The organism is Psychrobacillus sp. PGGUH221 (assembly GCF_042055255.1).
Taxonomy (GTDB): domain Bacteria; phylum Bacillota; class Bacilli; order Bacillales_A; family Planococcaceae; genus Psychrobacillus.
Map to the genome: position 1 here is coordinate 736,879 of NZ_JAQMHQ010000001.1, position 20,531 is coordinate 757,409.

Consider the following 20,531-nt stretch of genomic DNA (forward strand, 5'->3'; position numbering starts at 1 on the left):
CTACTCAGGAAGCAGTGTTTTTTTGGCTGTGTTGACAATGGATGGTTAGTTGGAATAACCCTTTTCCTTAAATCAGTTGTTTAATCAATTCTTTATTTCTCTCCTTAAATACTTCGTTATGAGAGGAAACCATTGCAATTTTACTTGCATCTGGTTGAATATATTGTTTTGCACAATTGACTGCATTAGCAGCATCATGGAAAGTTCCTGCAATTAAATGTAGTTTACCAGGATGATGAAGAATGTCCCCAGCCGCAAAAACACCTTCAACAGAAGACTCACTTAAACTATTTCCAGCAACATAAAAATTCTCTGCAATGTTAATATCTACGTTACTATTCTTCAATAAATCTGCATCTTGTTCATACCCATGATTGATGACCACTTCATCAATTGTTAAATACGTAACCTCTCCAGTTTCATGATTTGTTAAAGCAACGCGCTCAATTACGTCATGATTATCGTTAGCTATTAGCTTTGATATAGTTGTATTAAAATAACACGTTACGGAGCTCTCGAGAAGTTGACTTATTTGTGCCTCATGACCATTCAACGCATCTTTTCGATAAGTAACATAAACTTTTTTAGCAATTGGCTCTAGTTCATTTGCCCAATCTATCGCTGCATTTCCTCCTCCTGAAATGACAACCGTTTTATTTTTAAATCTTTGTCGAGATTTCACCGTGTAATTTAAATTACTCACTTCATATCTTTCTGCCCCTTCAATCTCTAGCTTAATAGGATTGAGTATTCCACTTCCAACTGCAATAATAATGGTTTTAGAGAAATGCTGCTGCCCAGATGTAGTATGCAAAACAAATAATCCATTTTCTTCACGAGAAATCGATTCTACCTTTTCATTTAATACGACCTCTGGATTAAACGTTAGTCCTTGCTGCACCAATTGACCAATTAGCTTTTCACCCGAAATTGGCGTTTGTCCTCCAACATCCCAAATCATCTTCTCTGGATAAACATGTATCTTCCCTCCTAAATGAGGCTGATATTCGATAATCTTTGTTTTCATCTCTCGCAACCCACTGTAGAAAGCAGAATAAAGTCCTGCTGGACCTCCACCAATAATCGTTACATCAAAAATATTATCCATTCGATCCCGTCCCTCACTAAAAATTATTGTTGACATCGTTCATAAAGTTACATATAGTTGCATATATGATAATGATAATCGTTATCAATTATAAAAGCAATCTTTAGTTTGGAGGTTAACATATGGTTCGTCTATATACAGATGATTTGTCTATTGGCTATGGCGATCGATTAATTGTGAAAGAATTATCTGTTGAAATACCCGACCAAAAAATTACAACTATTATTGGGCCGAATGGATGCGGTAAATCTACTCTTCTAAAAGCTATTACTCGTATTATTTCGCACCAGTCTGGCGCAATCGTCTTAGATGGAAAAAGCGTTTCAAAAGAAAACACGAAGAATCTAGCAAAGAAGTTGGCCATTTTACCTCAAACACCTGAAAGCGCTGCTGGTCTAACTGTTGGTGAGCTCGTTTCGTATGGTCGATTTCCCTATCAGACAGGATTTGGACGTCTTTCTAAGAAGGATTTTGAGGTAATCGATTGGGCACTAAGAGTTACAGGTACAAGTGAATTTAAGCACTACCCCGTTGATGCTTTATCTGGAGGTCAACGCCAACGAGTTTGGATAGCAATGGCGCTTGCTCAAGAAACAGAAATTATTTTCTTAGATGAACCTACCACCTATTTGGACATGGCCCATCAGCTAGAGGTCCTTGAGCTTTTACAAAAGCTGAACAAAGAAGAAAAACGAACAATTGTCATGGTATTACACGATCTCAATCAAGCTGCTCGATTTGCCGACTATATAATCGCTTTAAAAGCAGGGCAAATTGTTAAGGCAGGAAGCTGCAATGAAGTGATTACAGAAAAAGTATTACAAAATGTGTTCCAAATTGATGCTGAAATTGGTATTGATCCACGAACAAGCAAACCTATGTGCATTACATACAATTTACTCAGAGGAGAATAAGAACATGAAAAAATTATTATTATCTATTTTATTTTTGACCGCCTTCGTATTAGGGGCATGTAATAGCGAACCTACAGAAACAAAAGCAAGTGAAGAAAAAGAAGAGCCTACTACTATTACTTATCAATCTGAAGAAGGTCCAATAGAAGTTCCCGCTAATCCGAAGAGAGTTGTTGTTGTATCTTCATTCGCCGGGAATGTTGCAGCGCTTGGAGTTAATTTAGTAGGAGTAGATTCTTGGTCTAAAGAAAACCCTAGATACGAAAGCTATTTAGCAGATGTGGAGGAAGTATCAGAGGAAAATCTTGAGAAAATTATCGAACTAAATCCAGACTTAATCATCGGTCTTTCAACCGCTCAAAATTTAGATAAATTAAAAGAAATTGCACCAACTGTAACATTCACTTATGGAAAAGTAGATTACTTAACACAGCATTTAGAAATTGGAAAACTATTAAACAAAGAAAAAGAAGCACAGGATTGGATCAATGATTTTAAAGAACGCGCTAAATCAACTGGGGATGAAATAAAAGGAGTAATTGGTGAAGATGCAACCGTTTCAGTAATTGAGAATTTCGATAAACAACTATATGTATTTGGTGATAACTGGGGTCGTGGAACGGAAGTACTTTATCAGGAGATGGGCTTAAAAATGCCGGAGAAAGTAAAGGAAATGGCATTAGAAGCTGGATACTATGCTTTATCTTTAGAAGTATTACCAGAATTCAGTGGAGACTATGTCATTTTTAGTAAAACAGCAGATCAAGACAACTCTTTCCAAGAAACAGATGTATACAAAAATATCCCAGCTGTGAAAAATAATCGGGTTTTTGAAGCAAATGCAAAGGAATTTTATTTTAATGATCCAATCTCATTAGATTTCCAACTTGAATTCTTTAAAGACCACTTCATAAGCAGTAAGTAATAATGACGGAGGATCCTAGTAATGGATTCCTCCCTCTTTCATGAGAAAGGATAAGTAGTATGAAAACTTCTGTTCAGTTTGGTATAAAGTTTTTCATAGGGTTGGCCATGCTTCTGACTATGTTTATCATTTCTGTGGTGTTTGGTGCAGCAGAAACAACAATGCAAGATGTGTGGAGTGCTATTTTTACAAATATGAAGAGCGATGAAATTAATATTCTTCGAGAAATTCGTTTACCTCGGGAAGTTGCGGCAATAATTGTAGGTGCTGCTCTTGCTGTTTCTGGAGCCATTATGCAAGGTATCACCCGTAACCCTCTTGCTGATCCTAGTTTATTAGGATTAACTTCGGGAGCCAACGCAGCACTGGCTATTACAATCGCTCTGTTACCTGTTACCAACTATTTAGGGATAACAATTGCATGTTTTATAGGAGCTGCTATTGGTGCATTAATGGTTTTTAGTCTCGGTGCTGTAAAAAAAGGCGGTTTTTCTCCATTTCGAATCGTTCTTGCAGGTGCGGCAGTTTCCGCTTTTCTATATGCTATCGCAGATGGTGTCGGAATTTACTTTAAAATTTCAAAGGATGTTTCGATGTGGACAGCAGGAGGTTTAATCGGTACCTCTTGGAAACAACTTGCAATCATAAGTCCTTTTATTGGTGTAGGCATTTTAATCGCCCTACTACTCTCTAGACAACTTACTATTTTAAGTCTCAATGAAGAGGTTGCAGTTGGACTCGGACAAAAAACTGTTCAAATAAAGATTATCTTATTCATTGCCGTTATTTTACTAGCCGGTGCTTCAGTTGCAATTGTCGGTAATATGGCGTTTGTGGGATTAATGGTTCCTCATATTTTACGCGCTGTTGTTGGCACCGATTACCGTTACATAATTCCTATGTCCATTGTTGTAGGAGGCATTCTCATGTTGATAGCGGACACGCTAGGACGAACAATAAATATCCCTTATGAAACACCTGTTGCTGCAATTATTGCAATAATGGGATTACCTTTCTTCTTAATAATAGTCCGTAAAGGAGGAGGCATATTCCGATGATTCAATCTGAACTAATAAAAAAACAACGTATAATTCTGTTTAGTTTACTTACTCTACTTTTATTTACAGCTTTTGTAAGTGCTGGACTTGGGTACTCTTCTTTATCATTTGATCGTCTTGTACAGACTATCTTAGGGAATGGGACATTCAAAGAAGAATTTGTATTATTTTCTATACGATTACCAAGAATTATTATAACAATTCTTGCCGGAATGGCATTAGCACTTTCTGGAGCAATATTACAAGGAATTACACGAAATGATTTAGCAGACCCAGGTATTATTGGCATAAACTCAGGGGCAGGAGTAGCAATCTCTTTATTTTTCTTATTCTTTCCCATTGAACCAGGTTCTTTTGTTTATTTACTACCTGCTGTTGGGTTTATTGGAGCATTACTTAGTGCAGGTTTTATTTACCTTTTATCTTATAATCTCAAAGAAGGTTTGCAACCAGTAAGATTAGTTCTTACCGGAGTAGGTTTTTCCATGGCATTATCTGGTTTAATGATTGTGCTTATCTCCTCTGCCGAGAGCCAAAAGGTAGATTTTATCTCAAAATGGATAGCGGGTAACATTTGGGGGGCTGATTGGCCATTTATTTTTGCCCTCTTACCATGGTTAATTATTTTAATCCCCTTCACTCTTTATAAAGCCAATAAGTTAAACCTTTTAGGGTTAAGTGAGCCTGTAGCGGTCGGTGTTGGCGTCTCCATAGAAAAGGAACGTATTGTTCTGTTATTGGCAGCTGTCGCTTTGGCAGCCTCTGCTGTTTCTGTTACTGGAGGTATTGCTTTTATAGGTTTAATGGCGCCACACATAGCTAAGTCATTGGTTGGTCCTAGACATCAATTATTCGTACCAATAGCGCTTTTAATAGGCGGTTGGCTTTTACTCTTTGCAGATACAATTGGTCGAAATATTATTGAACCAAATGGAATTCCAGCAGGAGTCATGGTCGCCCTCATAGGTGCTCCATATTTCATGTATTTGTTATGGAAGAAATAATTTGGAAGAAAAAAACACGAACGGCTGTAGCCGCTCGTGTTTTTACTTTATTGTCTAATAATTCTCTCGTCCTGTTTTATATGTTTAACATTTGATGATCAATAAATTGAATTATATTACTTGAGCAGTGTCTAATGTATTTGCTATCATCAAATAGCTTGCTTAGCATTACACCACCTTCTATCACTGCAATAATATAGGTAGATGCCTCTTCTGTATTTATATCTTCTCTAAATTCTTTATTCTCTATCCCTTTTTGAATAATCATAGTTAATTTTCCGATAAAAGTTTTCATTGCTTGCTGAGCCTTCTCTTTAAGGAAAGGGTGTCCATCGTCGCTTTCAATGGCTGTATTTAATATCGGACATCCTCCTTCCAAAGAGTCGTTTTCAATGACATCGATATAGACGTTGCAAATTGCTAACAAACTTTCTTTAGAATTACTTGCATTCTCTAGTGCTTTGGTAAGGAAAGACAGAATTTGCGAAAATGAATAATCAAAAGCCGCCAGAGCTATTTCATCTTTGTTTTCAAAGTGATTATAAATGCCACCTTTTCTTATACCACAACGCTCTATAATCTCTGAAAGAGAAGCGCCTGTATATCCTTTTGTATTAAATAAACCGGCCGACTCGCGGATTATATGTTCTTTTGTAATTTGTCCCTTTCGCATTTATCATACCTCCCATAAAAAAGTACCGTTTAGTCTCAAGACATTATACTACGTTTTGAATAACAATCAATAAATGCGTAAATTTTCCGGTAATTAAAAATTGTCTTGCAGTCTAGTTTGCAATATGATAAATTAAAACAGACCGGTCGGTACTAAAATAGAGAGAGGATTTGTTTATGCAAAAGAAATGCTTAACAATTCGAGGCAGAGAAGTGTACTTTTTGGATGATGGTTTGATAAATGCCCCTGCTGTACTTTTTTTACATGGTTTCCCGGAATCTTCATTGCTTTGGGGAGAAATAGTCACGTCTGTACAGAAGGCTGGTTACAGAGCGATTGCCCCAGATTTACCTGGCTTTGGTCAAAGCGAAGCTTTTAATGAACCTTCTACCTGGGAGAGATATATGGAATTTATAAGTGACTTTTCAGAAGAGCTTTCTCTAGAACAATTTCATCTTGTCACCCATGACTGGGGAAGCCTTATAGGAACAAGATGGGCATGTAGCAATCCTGAACGTGTTCAAAGTTTAATCATTGCAGATGCTACTTTTAGTCCTGATTTTGTTTGGCATAAAGACGCATTAATTATGCGTTCTCTTGGTGGTGGAGAGCAATTTATTGAATATCTAAAAAATAAATCAGTATTTGAGGGTTTTATAAAAAAATCAGTTCCAAACCTTTCTCAAGCAATTGTGGAGGATTTTTATAAACTATTTTCAGATCCAACAAGAATTAAAATCGCTCTAGAATTATACCGTTCGGGTGATATGGACAAACTAGAAATTTATCGTGGACGTTTAGCAGAATTTCTTTCAATGCCGGTTTCCATCATTTTCGGCGAGCACGATACTTATATACTCCCGGAATATGGTCGAAAGTTAAAAGATGAAGAGTTACACCATGCCAATTATCACATCATTTCAGGGGCAGGTCATTTCACTCCTTTGGAAGCCCCAAATGAATTTATAGCTATTCTCACAAAACATTTAAAAAGCGTATAACTGTAATTCCCATAAACATAAATAATGGACTGCATTATGCCGCAGTCCATTCTAACTTTATTTATTCAAATAATTATACATTTTTTCTGGGTAATCTGTAAAAATCGCGTCCACTTTGACAGCTCTAAGCATATCTGCATATGCTTCTTCATTCACTGTGAAAACACGAAGCTTTCTTCCGCTAGCAACCGCTTCTATTCCCATCGGTCTTAGCGCAGTCGGGAAAAAGGCATGAAGCGCATCAGCTCCAACTATACGCGCATAATCATGTGGAGCGATCATTACTTCCATAAATAAAATGGCCGTTTCTATTTGAGGAGCCAACTTCTTAAAAATTCTGACCATTTCATGATTGAAAGACGAGATTACAACACGGTCCTCTAATCGATAATCCTTCAACATTTCCAGAACCTTTCGTTCCATCCCCTCATATGGAAAAACATCTGATTTCAATTCAATATTTATATGATGATGTGTATCTTTAAATACATATAATACTTCTCTAAGTGTCGGAATTTGTTCTCCCTTAAACTTAGAAGAAAAACTCTTACCAAAATCATACTTTTTCAGCTCTGCCAGTGTCATGTCCTTGACGAAGCCTTTTCCGTTAGATGTACGGTCAATTGTCTCATCATGAATGACAACTAGCTCCCCATCCTTTGTCATATGAACATCAAATTCTACCCCATGTACTGGAAGAGCTGCAGCTGCTTTGAACGAAGCAATCGTATTTTCTGGATGTGTCCCTGCCGAACCCCTGTGTGCATACACTTTCAAGTGAAGACCTCCCATCAATATTCTTCCTTTTATATACTTCCTATTATACACAGTTAGAACCTAATAATAAAAACGCCATCTCCAAAAGGAAATGACGCTATATAAATTAATCCCTTGGTGGGATAGGAATATATTTTAACTTAGGTGGTCGTGCTTTTTTAAGAATAGTCCATTGTAGACTTGTTTGAACCATTTGTCTTAAGTGAGTGAAAGGCAAAGATTTTAATCGTTTATTCGAAATTCTCAATGTTACATTGCGTTCGTTTAAACCCAATATGTATCTCTCCTTTTCGATTGAACGATGTCTTCATCATTCATCATATAGATAGTTTATGAAAGAGATGTGAATGTTATGTTTAGAGTTTGTTAATCTAGTGGCTTTCCAATATATTTGGTAGATTTCGTAAGGGGATTGGTTGCTTTGCTTTCCTCCAATTCGACTTCTGTTTTTAAGAAATGCGCTTGTAACGCACTTTAATAGCCACCTGTTTTCAATCGTTTTCCGGAGTGCTATGGACAGACTTTGGCACCATTATTACCGTAGAATTATTTTGAAAGGGTGGTCGTGACTGTCGTCACGACCACCCCTTCTTTTTTCGGTAATCTTATCGCTATCTTCTGTCCGTCGCCCTCGTGCAACATTTGGAGACTGGTTTTGAAAATAAGAGAATAGATGCTGCCTATTTATATTGTAAGCTCCCGAAGATGCCGTTTCGGTCGATATCGTTCTCCTCTATTAGGTGAGTGCTTACTATTTTTCTATATTCAACATGATAGTAATTCCCTTCTTTAGGATATTTATTAGTGACTGATTTATACCTCAAACCTTATCGATACTTTGTTTAGTGTTATCTCTGCAGGATAGTAGCATGGCACTGAAAAAATCTATAGAATTTGACTTTACTAAAAAATGTCGTCAGATAAATAAGAAAATCGTTGAAACGGCTCCCTTTCCGCGGGCGTTGCCTTAGACTCCTAGGCCAACACGATGTTGGTCATGCAATCGTTGCCGCAGGATGCGGCGAACTTAGATTGCCTTCCCCTCAACTGCGGGGTCTTCGGCCAACGCTATTCCAGCAGGAGTGTCGCCTTTTTCAACGATTTTCTATAAATACTAATTGAAAAAATTCACATGATAAAAACATGCTCTTTTAATGGCATGATCGTTTTCTAATTGAAAGGGGGTAATAGAAATTGTAGTGTAAGGCGGCGACTCCAGCCGGAATAGCAAATGTTTTCTGCACCGAAAGCGAAGCGTCAGGTGCATGAGCTGAAGACCCTGGACTGAGCGTAGCGAAATTAATTTTTGCGACGAGCTTTGCGCAGGAGCATTGTTTTTTGCGACGAGCTTTGCGCAGGAGCAAGGGAAGAGGCTGAAGCCATGCCGGCGTAAAGCGTCCGCCTGGAACGGAAATTAACGGGTCCAAAATAAAAATTGAGAATGTGAACAACTTGTCGATTGAGGACTTTTTCAGTGTCCTCAGCGTAAGAAAGGAAAGCTAATTGCTCCTCGTCAAATGGAAGGTAAACTAGTTACTAAATTAATATTCTTTCCTACTCTTTAAAAAAAGGATGACCCAATTGGGATCATCCTTTTCTATAAAAATGAGTATGCTGGATGGTTTGAAATCCTGCTTTCATATAGATAGATAATGCAGTTTCATTATCTGTTTCTACGTCTAAATATACGAATGTTTTTCCTAAGAGATATGCTTCGTTTTTGGACCAGTTTAATAATGCAGTTGCTACCCCTAGACCTCGTGCTCTTTCATGAACAGCTAGTCCAGTTACCCATAACTTATCAGAATCATCTACTAAAGAAACAGTGCCTACAACGTTATTATCCATTAATGCTACGATGAGTTGTCGATTTGGCGTGATTGTATTAAATGCAATTAGTTCTCTAGCTTCCTCTTCAGTGTCTCCAAAAGCACTTACTAACACTTCTATTACTGCGGATTCTTCGTCCTTGTAGGGAATAATTTTAATATCATTTGAAACGGAAGTAATTTCTGCATTTGCTCCCATCGTTCTCTCCGAAAAGTCATGGGTGTACCCAAGCTTCGTTAGCAAATGTTGACCTGCTTCTGCAGTTTCTGGAGTTATTGCTAAATCGGTCTCTGCTCCTCTAAGCTCTAAGTTTCTTATCAGTTCCTTTACAAGTTGATCCCCAATTCCTTTACGACGGAAGCTCGGTAAAACTACTGCACTCCACTCGAAATCCGATGTAGCGACGCGGTCTATAGCAGTTGCTAACCCAATTAACCTATCTGATTCGTCGTTGTATGCTAACACGCAAAAACCTTTTAAATGATAATCCGTCAGTTCATCTATACTTAACAAAGAAGTATAGTTTTCTTTATCTTCCATAGATACTTCTTGTATCAATGCTTTTATTTCTAGCATCGTATCAACATCTAATGGTATTGAAACAGTCATAAAAGAAATATGCATATTTCCTCCTTAAATTTTCGCATTGGTCAACATATTGTAATAGCGACCTTTTTGTTTTAATAGATCTTCTTGACCTCCAGCTTCTACTAGCTCTCCACCTTCCATTACGAATACAAGGTCAGCTTTTCTAACTGTATTTAATCGATGGGCAATAACAAAGCTCGTTCTACCTTCCATTAACCGCTCGAGCGCTTCTTGGATCTTTAGTTCCGTGACTGTGTCAATACTAGAAGTTGCTTCGTCTAATAAAAGTAAGGCCGGATCCGCTACTAATGCTCGTGCGATCGATAATAGTTGTTTTTGTCCCTGGCTAATCTCTCCACCATCGGCCGTTAATATCGTATCATATCCATTTGGCAGCTTCATAACAAAGTCATGTGCATTAGCTTCTTTTGCTGCATTTATTACTTCTTCATCTGTTGCATTTAATTTGCCGTACCGAATATTTTCTTTTACCGACATCTCAAAAAGAAAAGGATCCTGTAATACAAATGCTGTTTGGCTACGTAATGTATGTCTAGGTAATTGATTCATAGGAATCCCATCAATCAATATCCGCCCATCATTCACTTCATAAAAACGTGCTAGAAGCTGCATTATAGTAGTTTTACCAGCACCAGTTGCACCAACTAAGGCAGCAGTTTTCCCTGCTTCTACATGGAAAGACACATGCTGAATAGTTGGTTTTTCTTCCTCTTGGTTGTATCGAAACGTTACATCCTCGAAAGTGACATTTCCCATTAGTTTATAGTCCTTATTATCTACAGCAGCATCTAATTCTTCCGGTTCATCCATAATTGTAAAAACGCGTTCCGCCCCAGCAATAGCAGAAAGAACCGTATTAAATTGATTGGCTAAATCATTTAAAGGTCGAGTAAATTGACGAGCATACTCCGTAAAGATAACAATTTCGCCAATCGTCACATAGTTATAATATGCTAAGACACCACCTGCTGCGGCTACAAGTGTAAAGCTTACATTATTTAATAGGTTCATCACTTTTGGAATAAAACCCGAGTATGTAAGTGCCCAAAATCCAGTTCTTTTCAATCGATCGCTTTTCACTGAAAATTCTTCTAGCATACGACTTTCTTGTGAGAATGCCTTGACGATTCGTTGACCAGAAATAGTCTCTTCAATCATTCCATTTAATTCGCCGACCGCTTGCTGCTGCTCTTTAAACAATTTAGATGTTCGTCTCGTAATCCATCTCATTGCAAAATACATAAATGGAACAATTGTTAACGTGATTACTGTAAGTAAAGGGCTTAAAAAAAGCATGACAGCGGCAGTGCCTACTAGTGTTAATATACTTGAGAACACCTGGATGAAGGAAGAATTCAACGTTTGGCTCACATTTTCAATATCATTTGTCATTCGGCTCATTAGCTCGCCATGCTGTCTTCTGTCAAAAAATGATACCGGTAATTTTTGTAGCTTATTAAATAGGCCAGTTCGCATTCGATAAATCGTTTGTTGAGAGATTCCAATCATCCAATAACTTTGCAAGTACATCGTGATCGATAAAAAAACATATACAATGACAAGAATTCCAATTATCTTTGCGAGACCTGCAAAATTACTTTTAGTTAAGTATTCATCTATTATGACACCAATCAAATAAGGACCTAGTAATGCTAAAGCGGAGCTTGCAACTACCAATACAAGCACGATTATTAATAAGAATCGCTGTTCATCAACTAATTTCCATATACGTGAGAGTACACCTTTCCAGTCGGATGCTTTCTCTACTTTCTTCTTATTGCTTTTCTTCAAATCTTCCTTAGTTACTATAGGTTCATAACCAAAAGGCTTACGAATGAAGTTCAACATAATTGTCTCCCTCCTGCTGTGATTCTGCTATTTCTCTATATAGAGATGAGCTCTCCATCAACTCATCATGGGAACCATATGCTGAAACTTTTCCTTCTTCTAATAATAGTATTTGGTCTGCACCTTTAGCAGTCCTAATTTTTTGAGTAATCACTAGCATAGTGGCTTTTTCATCCTCTAATGCTTCCCATAAAGCATTTTCTGTCGATACGTCTAATGCACTTGTGCTATCATCTAACAATAGAATTTCTGGTTTTCGAACTAAAGCACGTGCAATCGAAAGTCTTTGCTTTTGTCCCCCAGAAAGATTCACTCCCTTTTGACCAACTCTCGTATCATATTGATCGGGGAATTGCTCAATCGAATGATGAATTTGAGCTTGCTTTGCCGCCTCTCTTAATAACTCCTCCGTTGCTGTAGAGTCTCCCCAACCTAAATTTTCTTCAATACTCCCGGTAAATAAAATCGATTGCTGTGGGACAAGCCCTATTACCTGGCGAAGCTCCTTTAATGGCCATTCCTTTACATCTACTCCATTAATTAAAATTTCTCCTTTTGACACATCAAAAAAGCGGGGAATTAAATTTAACAGAGTTGACTTTCCAGAACCGGTTGCCCCCATAATTGCTAGTTTTGATCCAGGTCTGACAGTAAAAGATACATCCTTTAAAACGGGAACATCTGTTGTAGGATAGTGAAATGATACATGATTAAATTCAATTTCCCCTATTCCAGGGAGAGAATCAGGAGTATCTGTCTCAATTTCTTCTATTCCTTCCTTCACTAATAGCACTTCTTCCATACGCTCGGACGATGCCTTAGCACGCGAGAAGAAAATGATGATAAAGGCAAACATGGAAAAAGCACCAGTCATACGCGTTGCATAGTTCACGATCGCAACCACTTCACCCATCTGGGCATTTCCGACTTGTATTTCCTTTGCACCAAACCATAGAACTGCCATTAAACTTACATTCATCACAAACAGAAGGACTGGTAAGATTAACTCCATTATGCGAAAGGCAGTTATATTATCTATTTTGAGACTATCTGCTACTTTGGCAAATCGAGTGGCTTCGAAATTACCACGTAAATATGCCTTTATTAAACGTACTGCCTGCAAATTCTCTTGGATTTTACTAGTCACACGGTCTACACTTCTTTGCACTTTTCCAAAAAGCTTTAATCCCCTTCTACTCATCCAATATAAGAACACGACTAGAAAAGGAGCACCAATTACTAAATATAGCGCTAAATAAGGATGAACTACAAAGGACATAATAATACTTCCAATAACAAGTAAGGGAGCTCTTAACATGATGCGAAGTCCCATAAAGATTAAGTTTTGCGTAATGGTCACATCTGTTGTTAATCGTGTAATTAAACTGGAAGTAGGAAATTTTAAAAAGGTTGCCATCGTAAACGATTGAATCTTTTTAAATAGCGCTTGCCGGATGTCATATCCATAGCTTTGCACTGCATGAGAAGCGATGTATGTATTAATAATCCCTGCCAAAAATGCAATGAAAGACAGAGCAAGCATAATGCTTCCCCAAAAAATGATTGTTTGTTGATCTCTTGCTAATATTCCATCATCAATAATAGTTGCTATTAATAATGGTTGAATTAGCTCTACGGATAGTTCAGTCAGCATAAAGAACAAAGCAGTAGCTACAAGCCACTTATATGGAGATAAATAAGATAAAACTGTCTTCATGTTTCATACACCCCTAGATTCTTCGTTACACGAATTAATTATCGGTATGACCTATTATGCCATAATCAATCAAGAACAGATAGAAAAAGATGACTTAAAATTCAAGTCATCTCAGATTATTCTCATTATTTTAATAATTGACCGGTAGGTTAGTAGAAATGTTTAACTTTCAATCCCTTCCGTTACTTTCTTTTTCCACTTAATTTCTCCTGCAACCGAGAGCCATGTAACAAAAACAAGCATCACTACTACTCCAAAGTATTGCCACGCTCCTAGTATTTGTCCAAACCATATGACAGAAATAATCATGGCCGTCAAAGGCTCTAAGCTAGAAAGAATACTTGTTTCTACTGCAGTTATGTATTTCATACTGGATAGAAATAGAACAAATGCAACTGTACCGATTAAGATAATAAAAACAATCATCCAATTGAATGGAGATTCCGCTAGAAAAACCCATTCATCTGAACGCCATAATTGAGTGATTGTCCCTAGCAATACACCCCCGATTAACATTCCCCATCCGACAACAATCAGTACTCCCCATTCCTTCATGAGTCTTGCTGGATACACCGTATAAAACGCAAAAGTAAGACCTACACTTAACCCCCAAAGTAAAGCTTCGGTACTTATTAATAAATTGTTCACTTCAGCATTGGTCAACAAATAGAAAAGTCCAATGAGTGTGCCGATTATACCGACTACCTGATATTTTGGTGGGAACATTTTACTTTTCCAAGAAACAAATAGAATAATATAAATAGGTCCTAAAAATTGCAGTAATGTTGCTATAGATGCATTACTAGCATCAATTGCTGCTACGAACGTGTACTGGACACCTAGCATTCCAAAAATACCGAATATAATTAATTGCCTCCACCAGCTAGGCTCTTTCCAAATGGCAAAAATTTGTTTACCACTCAATCGCATAAATAATAGAAGAAAAAAACCTGCTACAGTTAATCTTATAGTTAGGAAAAAAGGAACAGACAACCTGCTATTGTTGAATACCCACTCCATCATCGGACCTGTTGCGCCCCAAAGCATAGAACCACTAACTATTAATAGTATACCTTTCCAGCGATTCACTTTCTTCTCACCTCATTTTTAACGTTGTTGTTTTATGTACCAAATATTTCGAAAGGACTATTTAACTAGTATTTTTTACAATATGATTATTTTGTTCTAGAGTAATGACTAATTTACCTATATTCTATATAATTATAAATAAACAAAATAGATTACTATGAAAGGGGTTGAAAAGATGTATTCGATTGAAGCAACATTAGATTCAAGCAGCTCTATTTTCAATAATATACCTTACCCAGCCTTTCTTACAGATAAAGAAGGTAACATAATTTGGTGGAGCAGAGAAGCTGAAAGACATTTTGGTTTTAGTCATGATGATGTAAAGGTAGAAAACCCACCTTTACTTGACAGTAGTGTAAAAGAATCTTTTTCTGATATGTATCATACTTATTCACACAATGAAGATCCTGTTCGCTTTGATTCTATTCTGCTATATCATGAAAACGGTGAAAATTCTATTGCTTCTATTGTGGCAAAATCCTTTACTATAGACCATCATTCGTTTGTTATATTTTTAATAGATCTTGATCATTTACCTAAATCCGAAGAAGCTTCTTTTTTAGAATTACAAGCAATTAAAAAAAGCTTATCCGATTCCTATATGGTTGTTTACTTAGACAAAGAAGGTTTAATTACTAATGCAAATTCTCAATTTTTAAAGAAAAGTAATTGGACGCCAAAACGTATTTTAGGAAAATCATTTTGGCAAATGTTTCCTGACACTTCCGAACATCAATTGGTTGCCACTAACATTATGAAATTACTCCGAAAAGGAGAGAGTTTCCAAGGCACCATCGAAAAAATAACAAAAGATGGAATTAATTATTGGGTTGAATTGCTTGCTATCCCAGTAAGAGATACCCAAAATAATACCCTCTACTATTTATTATTGGAAGAGGAAATTACTGAAAAAAAATTATTCCAGTCTCGTTTAGAGAAAATTGCATATGTAGATACAGAAACTGGACTTATGAGTAGACACCGCTTAGAGGATATTGTAACAGAATATATAGAAGAGAAGAGACATTTTTCATTTGTTTTTATTACAATTGATCAATTTTATACATTAAGAGAAATTTTCAATGATCAAACCGAATCCAAACTATTAATTGAGTTTGCGAAAAGATTAAAAGTATATTTTGAAGACACTACGATCGCTCGTGTCGGAAGAGATGAATTTGCACTGATTACTCCTTTAAGTGATTGGTATATCCAAGGATTTACGAATTATCTTAGACAAAACCCTATTTATTTAAATAATAAAGTCATTCCTATTACAATAAGTGGGGCAATTACAAAATACCCAGAAGCCCAGCATTCTTACTTACATTTAATAAAAGCTTCCAATACAACAATCCAAAAAGTTAAGCAAGAAGGCGGTGGAATGATAGCCAGTCTTTCTCAATCTGAACATAATAAACTAAGTCGAACAATACAAATTGAGAAACGTCTTCTAGAAGCATTAAATCATCGAGATTTGCATGTAATGTACCTCCCACAAAAAGATTTGGAGTCAGGAAAAATAACCGCTGTCGAAGCTCTTGTTCGATGGGAAGATGAAGTACTTGGAGTAATTTCGCCTGAGGAACTTATTCCAATTGCTGAAGAAACTGGTCTAATAAATGAAATTGGTACCTTTATGCTTGAAAAATGTTGCGAACAAGCAGCGATTTGGCACAATAAAGGATTTCCAATAAAGGTTAGCTTCAATTCTTCTATAAGAGAATTCCGAGACAAAAATATGGTGAAAACCATCCGAAAAGTGTTGGAGAAGTATGATTGCCCACCTGAAGCATTACAAATAGAATTTACTGAGAAATTTGCATTAGAAGCAGAAGCAGAAAAATCTATTATCCAACAAATGCAAACGCTCCAGCAAGATGGTGTGACATTCGTACTGGATGATTTCGGAACTGGCTATGCATCGCTGCGATACTTGCAACTTCTGCCAATCAGCCAACTGAAAATCGATAAATCATTTATCGGTTCACTTTTACAACAAGAAAAGCTCCAACAGCTTGTGCAAGGACTAATTCAATTTGGACACTCCTTGAGTCTACGAGTAGTCGCAGAAGGAGTAGAATCAGCAGAACAATATAGCCAATTAGAACAAATAGGCTGTGATGCTTTACAAGGGTATTATATAAGTCGTCCGATTTCTACTAAAGAAGTGGAAAATTTGTTAAACAAAGAAGCAAAAACCGTGAAAAACATATAAGTTTTTCACGGTTTTAATTTTGGTTGTTTTTTCGTTTTTAATAGCAGCTTTGTAATTATCTCTGCAAATACTAAACCTACTGCAATCGCTCCTGAAATCATTAAAGCATGTGATGCATACTCAATAGCAACAGCGTAATCCTGCTCCACAATATGTCGCATTGCGTTATACGCAACTCCCCCTGGAACCAATGGGATGATTCCTGCAACACTAAAAATAATCATTGGCATTTTAAAGTGTTTGGCCATTAGATGTGCGACAAAAGCTATTGTAAATGCACCAGCAAATGAGGATTTGACTGGATCATTACTTAATTCATTTATATACGAGTAAATTAGCCATCCTGTCATTCCAACTAAGCCACAATAAAAAAGTGAATTTTTGGGAGCATTAAAAACTATTCCAAATGCTGTTGCTGCAATAAAGCTTAGTATTCCCTGCAATAAATAAGACATGGCCTTCCTCCTTAGAATGACAATACAATTGCAACTCCTGCCCCTATTGCAAATGCAGTAAGAAATGCTTCCGCTCCTTTTGATAATCCAGACATAAAATGTCCTGCCATTAAATCACGAATAGCATTTGTAATGAGCAGTCCAGGAACAAGCGGCATTACAGAACCTATAATAATTTTATCTATATCCCTTCCAAGACCATATTCAACTGAAGCAATAGCTATTATGCTAATTATTAATGCAGCTAATAATTCTGCAAAAAACTTAACCTTTGTTTTTACCTGTAGCGTTTCAGATACGGTGTATCCTATTCCTCCTGCTAACATGGCTAACGGTATATCAGTAGGATTTGCACCGAAGAGTAAGAGAAAAGCCCCCGATGCTATGGACGCCGCGATTATTTGTATCCAAAAGGGATACTTTTTATGTTCTTCTTCTATTTTTTTTAATTCTAAATACGCTTCATCCAAAGTAATTACTTTATTGGCTAAATTTCTGGAGACAGCATTAACGAGTGCAATTTTTTCTAAATCTGTTGTTCTATTACTAATTCTTGCTAATCGAGTTGGAATAGCTCTGTTTCCGCTGAAAAGAATGCCTGTTGGCGTCACAAAGCTTTGCGATTCGGTTAATTGTTGCGACTGAGCCATGCGATCCATGGTATCCTCTGCACGGTAAGTTTCCGCTCCACTTTCCATCATTAATCGACCTGCAAGAATACAACACTCTACTGCTAAATCATAATCAGGTCTCAATCGAAACACCGTCCTTCCTCTATTTACGATAATCTTATCGAACGATGAACATAAAAACAATCCAGTTTATTACTTTATCATATATTCATCGATAAATTCTAATATAATATTTATGCAATAATAATCCTTCATATAATACTTCAAGCTTCCTCAAAATAAGCCGTTCATATACCCTCGTTTATCGCTTTGCGGGTATTTCGACCGATTCCCCGAATTATATTTTTATCCGTAGTAGGAAGCTTTTCCTTAAGTGCTGTTGCAGACATTTGTTCGTACTAAAAGGATAGCGGAAATTCATTTATTCTCAAAATCTTTAGGGCTTTGTACAATGTCGTGAACAGACCGAAAAAAAGGATGAAGTCAACCTTAGCGGTTGCCTTCATCCTTTATGCTAGTATTTCAATTTTCCTATTTTCTCAAATTTATTTAAGTTATAGCTTGTGATTTCCCTTACTGCTATCGTGTACAAAGAATTCTCAGCATACAACATTCGTTGAATACTACTTTCCCAATTTTCATAGAGCTGAGAAGGATTGTGGGGATTTAATAAATTTCCTTTCATTACAATCCCTTTTTCTGGAGTTATTTCATAAATTAAAGCTCCGTCTTGCTTAAACTGAGCATACTCTTGACCAACGCCTTGCTCATAAATAGTAATTGGAAAACCATATAGATTTTTTTCACGATGTTGGAACAAAGCATGATGATCGTATTGAATAGGTGAGAAAGTTCCTTGCCCTCCAATAACTTCGGTATCCACTTCTTTAGGATTTGATAAATTACTTACATCAAACAAAGACACTTTCATGCCCTCTGTCATAATAAGAGGTTCTTTAGAGCCCTGTTGTGGGACAATCTTTGTTTCATATCCAAATCCTATTAGGTGATTTTCGTCTAATGGATGCAAATAATTACTAAAGCCAGGAATTTTTAATTCTCCTAAAACTTTCGGTGCAGTTGGTGTTGCAACATCGATGACAAATAGCGGATCTGTTTGCTTGAAAGTCACCATATATGCTTTATCACCCATGAACCTTGCAGAATAAATACGCTCATCTTTTGCTAGACCCGTTAAGGACCCAACTATTTTCATCCCTTTATCTAAAATGAAAAGATTGTTTTCGGAAGGTTCATTTTCATCCCAGCTACTCCCTTTCGTTGTTACAGCTCTGAAATATCCATCATGTTCATCCATGGAAAACTGATTCAATATCGTACCCGTCAAACGACTTGATGCAATAAATTGAGCGGATGTTTCGTGAAGAGCAAATTTAAATACTTCCGTATCCATTTTACCTGGATTCCATATAAATTTTTTAGAATTGGAATTTGTTGATTCAAAAATTGTTGAAGTTAAATATAAATTTTCCTTGGACATATATAACTGTTCACTTCCTCCAAGGTACCCCTTTGTCATAACGGTATTATCTTGTAAGTTTTCTACATTGATTGCTGATATAATACTATAATTTGCTTGCATGGAACTAGGAAGAATCGCAATGTCATCATAGTTCATAGGTTTCGGTTCTTTATCTGTCTTGGAATCATATACGCTTGGACGTAGCTCTATATCCTCATTCTCTTCCATCATCCAAAACTTTGGATAGACAGTTGTTACATAATACAGGGTATTATTTGTTAAACGTGCGCCATTCATATATCCTTCTGTGGCAATCTCCCTAGACAGTTTAGGTGATGCAGGGTTTGTAATATCATAGAAATACACACTCGTCATGGAATCCATTGGCATTCCAATTCTATCAATATTTTGTTTACTGTCTGATTCTAGTGTGCGAAACACATTCTTTTGCCCAATGATTATTAACGTATCATTAGACAATAATAGTTGAGAAGGATAAAAATCATTCGTAAAGCGGATTTTCGTTTCTTCTCTCATTTTCTTGGGATCTTTTACATTTACTATGATTACATTATTTTCACTAATCGAAAAAACATGGGAACCATTTGTTTTTACCATATCAGCTTCATCTACACCATCTACCTGGTTATTTGTAGTAGAATAATCTCCTCCTTGAGCACTGGAAGATTCTTTCGATTCTGTCTCCATAGTGTCTTCCATAATTGTGACTTCTTCATACCCTTGAGTTTTTTTCGCTAGCTCAAAATAAGCTTTTAGTTCTTCCTTTGATTTTACGGATTGAAGTTCTTTGTACACCGTGAAAGGAAATTTCGTTTTCATAAACTTATTTTTTACATATAAGCTATAGGTACCTTCTTTTAAGCCGGTTATTACAACTACCTTCCCATTATTAGATACACTATGCTTTGCATTTACTTTTTTCCCTTGTTGGTCAGTTACATACATTTCCCCTTTTTTGAATGCATCCTCACTAACTGCCGAAGACAAAGTAACGATAAATGGCTGGTTGGATAATACAACATCCTGAGCACTCACGGACGTTCTAGCTGAAAAAAATACTATGACCAATCCAACAATTAATGCCGTACCAATTATCGACATAATCCACTTCTTCATATGATCTCCCTCTCTTTTCCTTTGTTAAACCATTAGACTTCCTTTTATGTAAT

16 protein-coding genes are annotated in these 20,531 nt (G+C 36.6%); 6 read left to right on the top strand and 10 right to left on the bottom strand.

Going from position 1 to position 20,531, the window contains the following annotated elements; all coding sequences use genetic code 11:
• Positions 1-67: 67 nt before the first annotated feature.
• A complete protein-coding gene (locus tag PGC35_RS03440) occupies positions 68-1,108 on the bottom strand; it encodes an NAD(P)/FAD-dependent oxidoreductase (RefSeq protein WP_056828194.1) in 1,041 nt (346 codons plus the stop codon).
• A gap of 122 nt (positions 1,109-1,230) precedes the next feature.
• Here PGC35_RS03440 and PGC35_RS03445 point away from each other — a divergent pair, with 122 nt between their 5' ends.
• Genes PGC35_RS03445 through PGC35_RS03460 form a run of 4 tightly spaced genes read left to right on the top strand, consistent with a single transcriptional unit; the run spans position 1,231 to position 5,009 of the window.
• Complete coding sequence (locus tag PGC35_RS03445; protein WP_053590625.1) at positions 1,231-2,022, top strand: ABC transporter ATP-binding protein; 792 nt, start codon at positions 1,231-1,233, stop codon at positions 2,020-2,022.
• Between the two features lie 4 nt (positions 2,023-2,026).
• The gene (locus PGC35_RS03450) at positions 2,027-2,947 is read left to right on the top strand and encodes an iron-hydroxamate ABC transporter substrate-binding protein (protein WP_375218191.1); all 921 of its coding nucleotides are present in this window, start codon (positions 2,027-2,029) and stop codon (positions 2,945-2,947) included.
• A 59-nt stretch (positions 2,948-3,006) separates the two neighbouring features.
• Positions 3,007-4,005: a FecCD family ABC transporter permease gene (locus PGC35_RS03455; protein WP_375218192.1), complete on the top strand. Its 999-nt coding sequence runs from the start codon at positions 3,007-3,009 to the stop codon at positions 4,003-4,005.
• On the top strand, positions 4,002-5,009 hold the full coding sequence (locus PGC35_RS03460; protein WP_375218193.1) for a FecCD family ABC transporter permease: 1,008 nt from the start codon (positions 4,002-4,004) through the stop codon (positions 5,007-5,009). The genes PGC35_RS03455 and PGC35_RS03460 overlap by 4 nt, the downstream gene beginning before the upstream one ends.
• Before the next feature lie 76 nt (positions 5,010-5,085).
• Here PGC35_RS03460 and PGC35_RS03465 read toward each other — a convergent pair whose 3' ends face one another.
• Positions 5,086-5,682 (bottom strand): TetR/AcrR family transcriptional regulator, encoded by a 597-nt coding sequence (locus tag PGC35_RS03465; RefSeq protein WP_375218194.1) that lies wholly within the window; start codon positions 5,680-5,682, stop codon positions 5,086-5,088.
• Positions 5,683-5,858: 176 nt separating this feature from the next.
• Here PGC35_RS03465 and PGC35_RS03470 point away from each other — a divergent pair, with 176 nt between their 5' ends.
• Positions 5,859-6,683, top strand: a complete 825-nt coding sequence (locus PGC35_RS03470; RefSeq protein WP_375218195.1) for an alpha/beta fold hydrolase — start codon at positions 5,859-5,861, stop codon at positions 6,681-6,683.
• A 57-nt stretch (positions 6,684-6,740) separates the two neighbouring features.
• On the opposite strand, the gene PGC35_RS03475 is transcribed toward PGC35_RS03470, so the two are convergent.
• From PGC35_RS03475 to PGC35_RS03495, 5 genes are all read right to left on the bottom strand, one after another.
• Complete coding sequence (locus tag PGC35_RS03475) at positions 6,741-7,460, bottom strand: glycerophosphodiester phosphodiesterase (RefSeq protein ID WP_053592195.1); 720 nt, start codon at positions 7,458-7,460, stop codon at positions 6,741-6,743.
• A 1,587-nt stretch (positions 7,461-9,047) separates the two neighbouring features.
• The gene (locus PGC35_RS03480) at positions 9,048-9,914 is read right to left on the bottom strand and encodes a GNAT family N-acetyltransferase (RefSeq protein WP_375218196.1); all 867 of its coding nucleotides are present in this window, start codon (positions 9,912-9,914) and stop codon (positions 9,048-9,050) included.
• A gap of 9 nt (positions 9,915-9,923) precedes the next feature.
• A complete protein-coding gene (locus tag PGC35_RS03485) occupies positions 9,924-11,747 on the bottom strand; it encodes an ABC transporter ATP-binding protein (protein WP_375218197.1) in 1,824 nt (607 codons plus the stop codon).
• On the bottom strand, positions 11,728-13,464 hold the full coding sequence (locus PGC35_RS03490; RefSeq protein ID WP_375218198.1) for an ABC transporter ATP-binding protein: 1,737 nt from the start codon (positions 13,462-13,464) through the stop codon (positions 11,728-11,730). Before PGC35_RS03490 ends, PGC35_RS03485 begins: the two co-directional genes overlap by 20 nt.
• A gap of 162 nt (positions 13,465-13,626) precedes the next feature.
• A complete protein-coding gene (locus PGC35_RS03495) occupies positions 13,627-14,553 on the bottom strand; it encodes a DMT family transporter (protein WP_053590633.1) in 927 nt (308 codons plus the stop codon).
• 175 nt (positions 14,554-14,728) lie between these two features.
• Here PGC35_RS03495 and PGC35_RS03500 point away from each other — a divergent pair, with 175 nt between their 5' ends.
• Positions 14,729-16,771 (top strand): EAL domain-containing protein, encoded by a 2,043-nt coding sequence (locus PGC35_RS03500; RefSeq protein ID WP_375218199.1) that lies wholly within the window; start codon positions 14,729-14,731, stop codon positions 16,769-16,771.
• Between the two features lie 5 nt (positions 16,772-16,776).
• On the opposite strand, the gene PGC35_RS03505 is transcribed toward PGC35_RS03500, so the two are convergent.
• The 3 genes from PGC35_RS03505 to PGC35_RS03515 form a co-directional block, all read right to left on the bottom strand.
• A complete protein-coding gene (locus PGC35_RS03505) occupies positions 16,777-17,226 on the bottom strand; it encodes a threonine/serine exporter family protein (protein WP_056828214.1) in 450 nt (149 codons plus the stop codon).
• An 11-nt stretch (positions 17,227-17,237) separates the two neighbouring features.
• Positions 17,238-17,990 (bottom strand): threonine/serine exporter family protein, encoded by a 753-nt coding sequence (locus PGC35_RS03510; RefSeq protein WP_375218200.1) that lies wholly within the window; start codon positions 17,988-17,990, stop codon positions 17,238-17,240.
• A 382-nt stretch (positions 17,991-18,372) separates the two neighbouring features.
• The gene (locus tag PGC35_RS03515) at positions 18,373-20,478 is read right to left on the bottom strand and encodes a beta-propeller domain-containing protein (RefSeq protein ID WP_375218201.1); all 2,106 of its coding nucleotides are present in this window, start codon (positions 20,476-20,478) and stop codon (positions 18,373-18,375) included.
• Between the last annotated feature and the right edge of the window lie 53 nt (positions 20,479-20,531).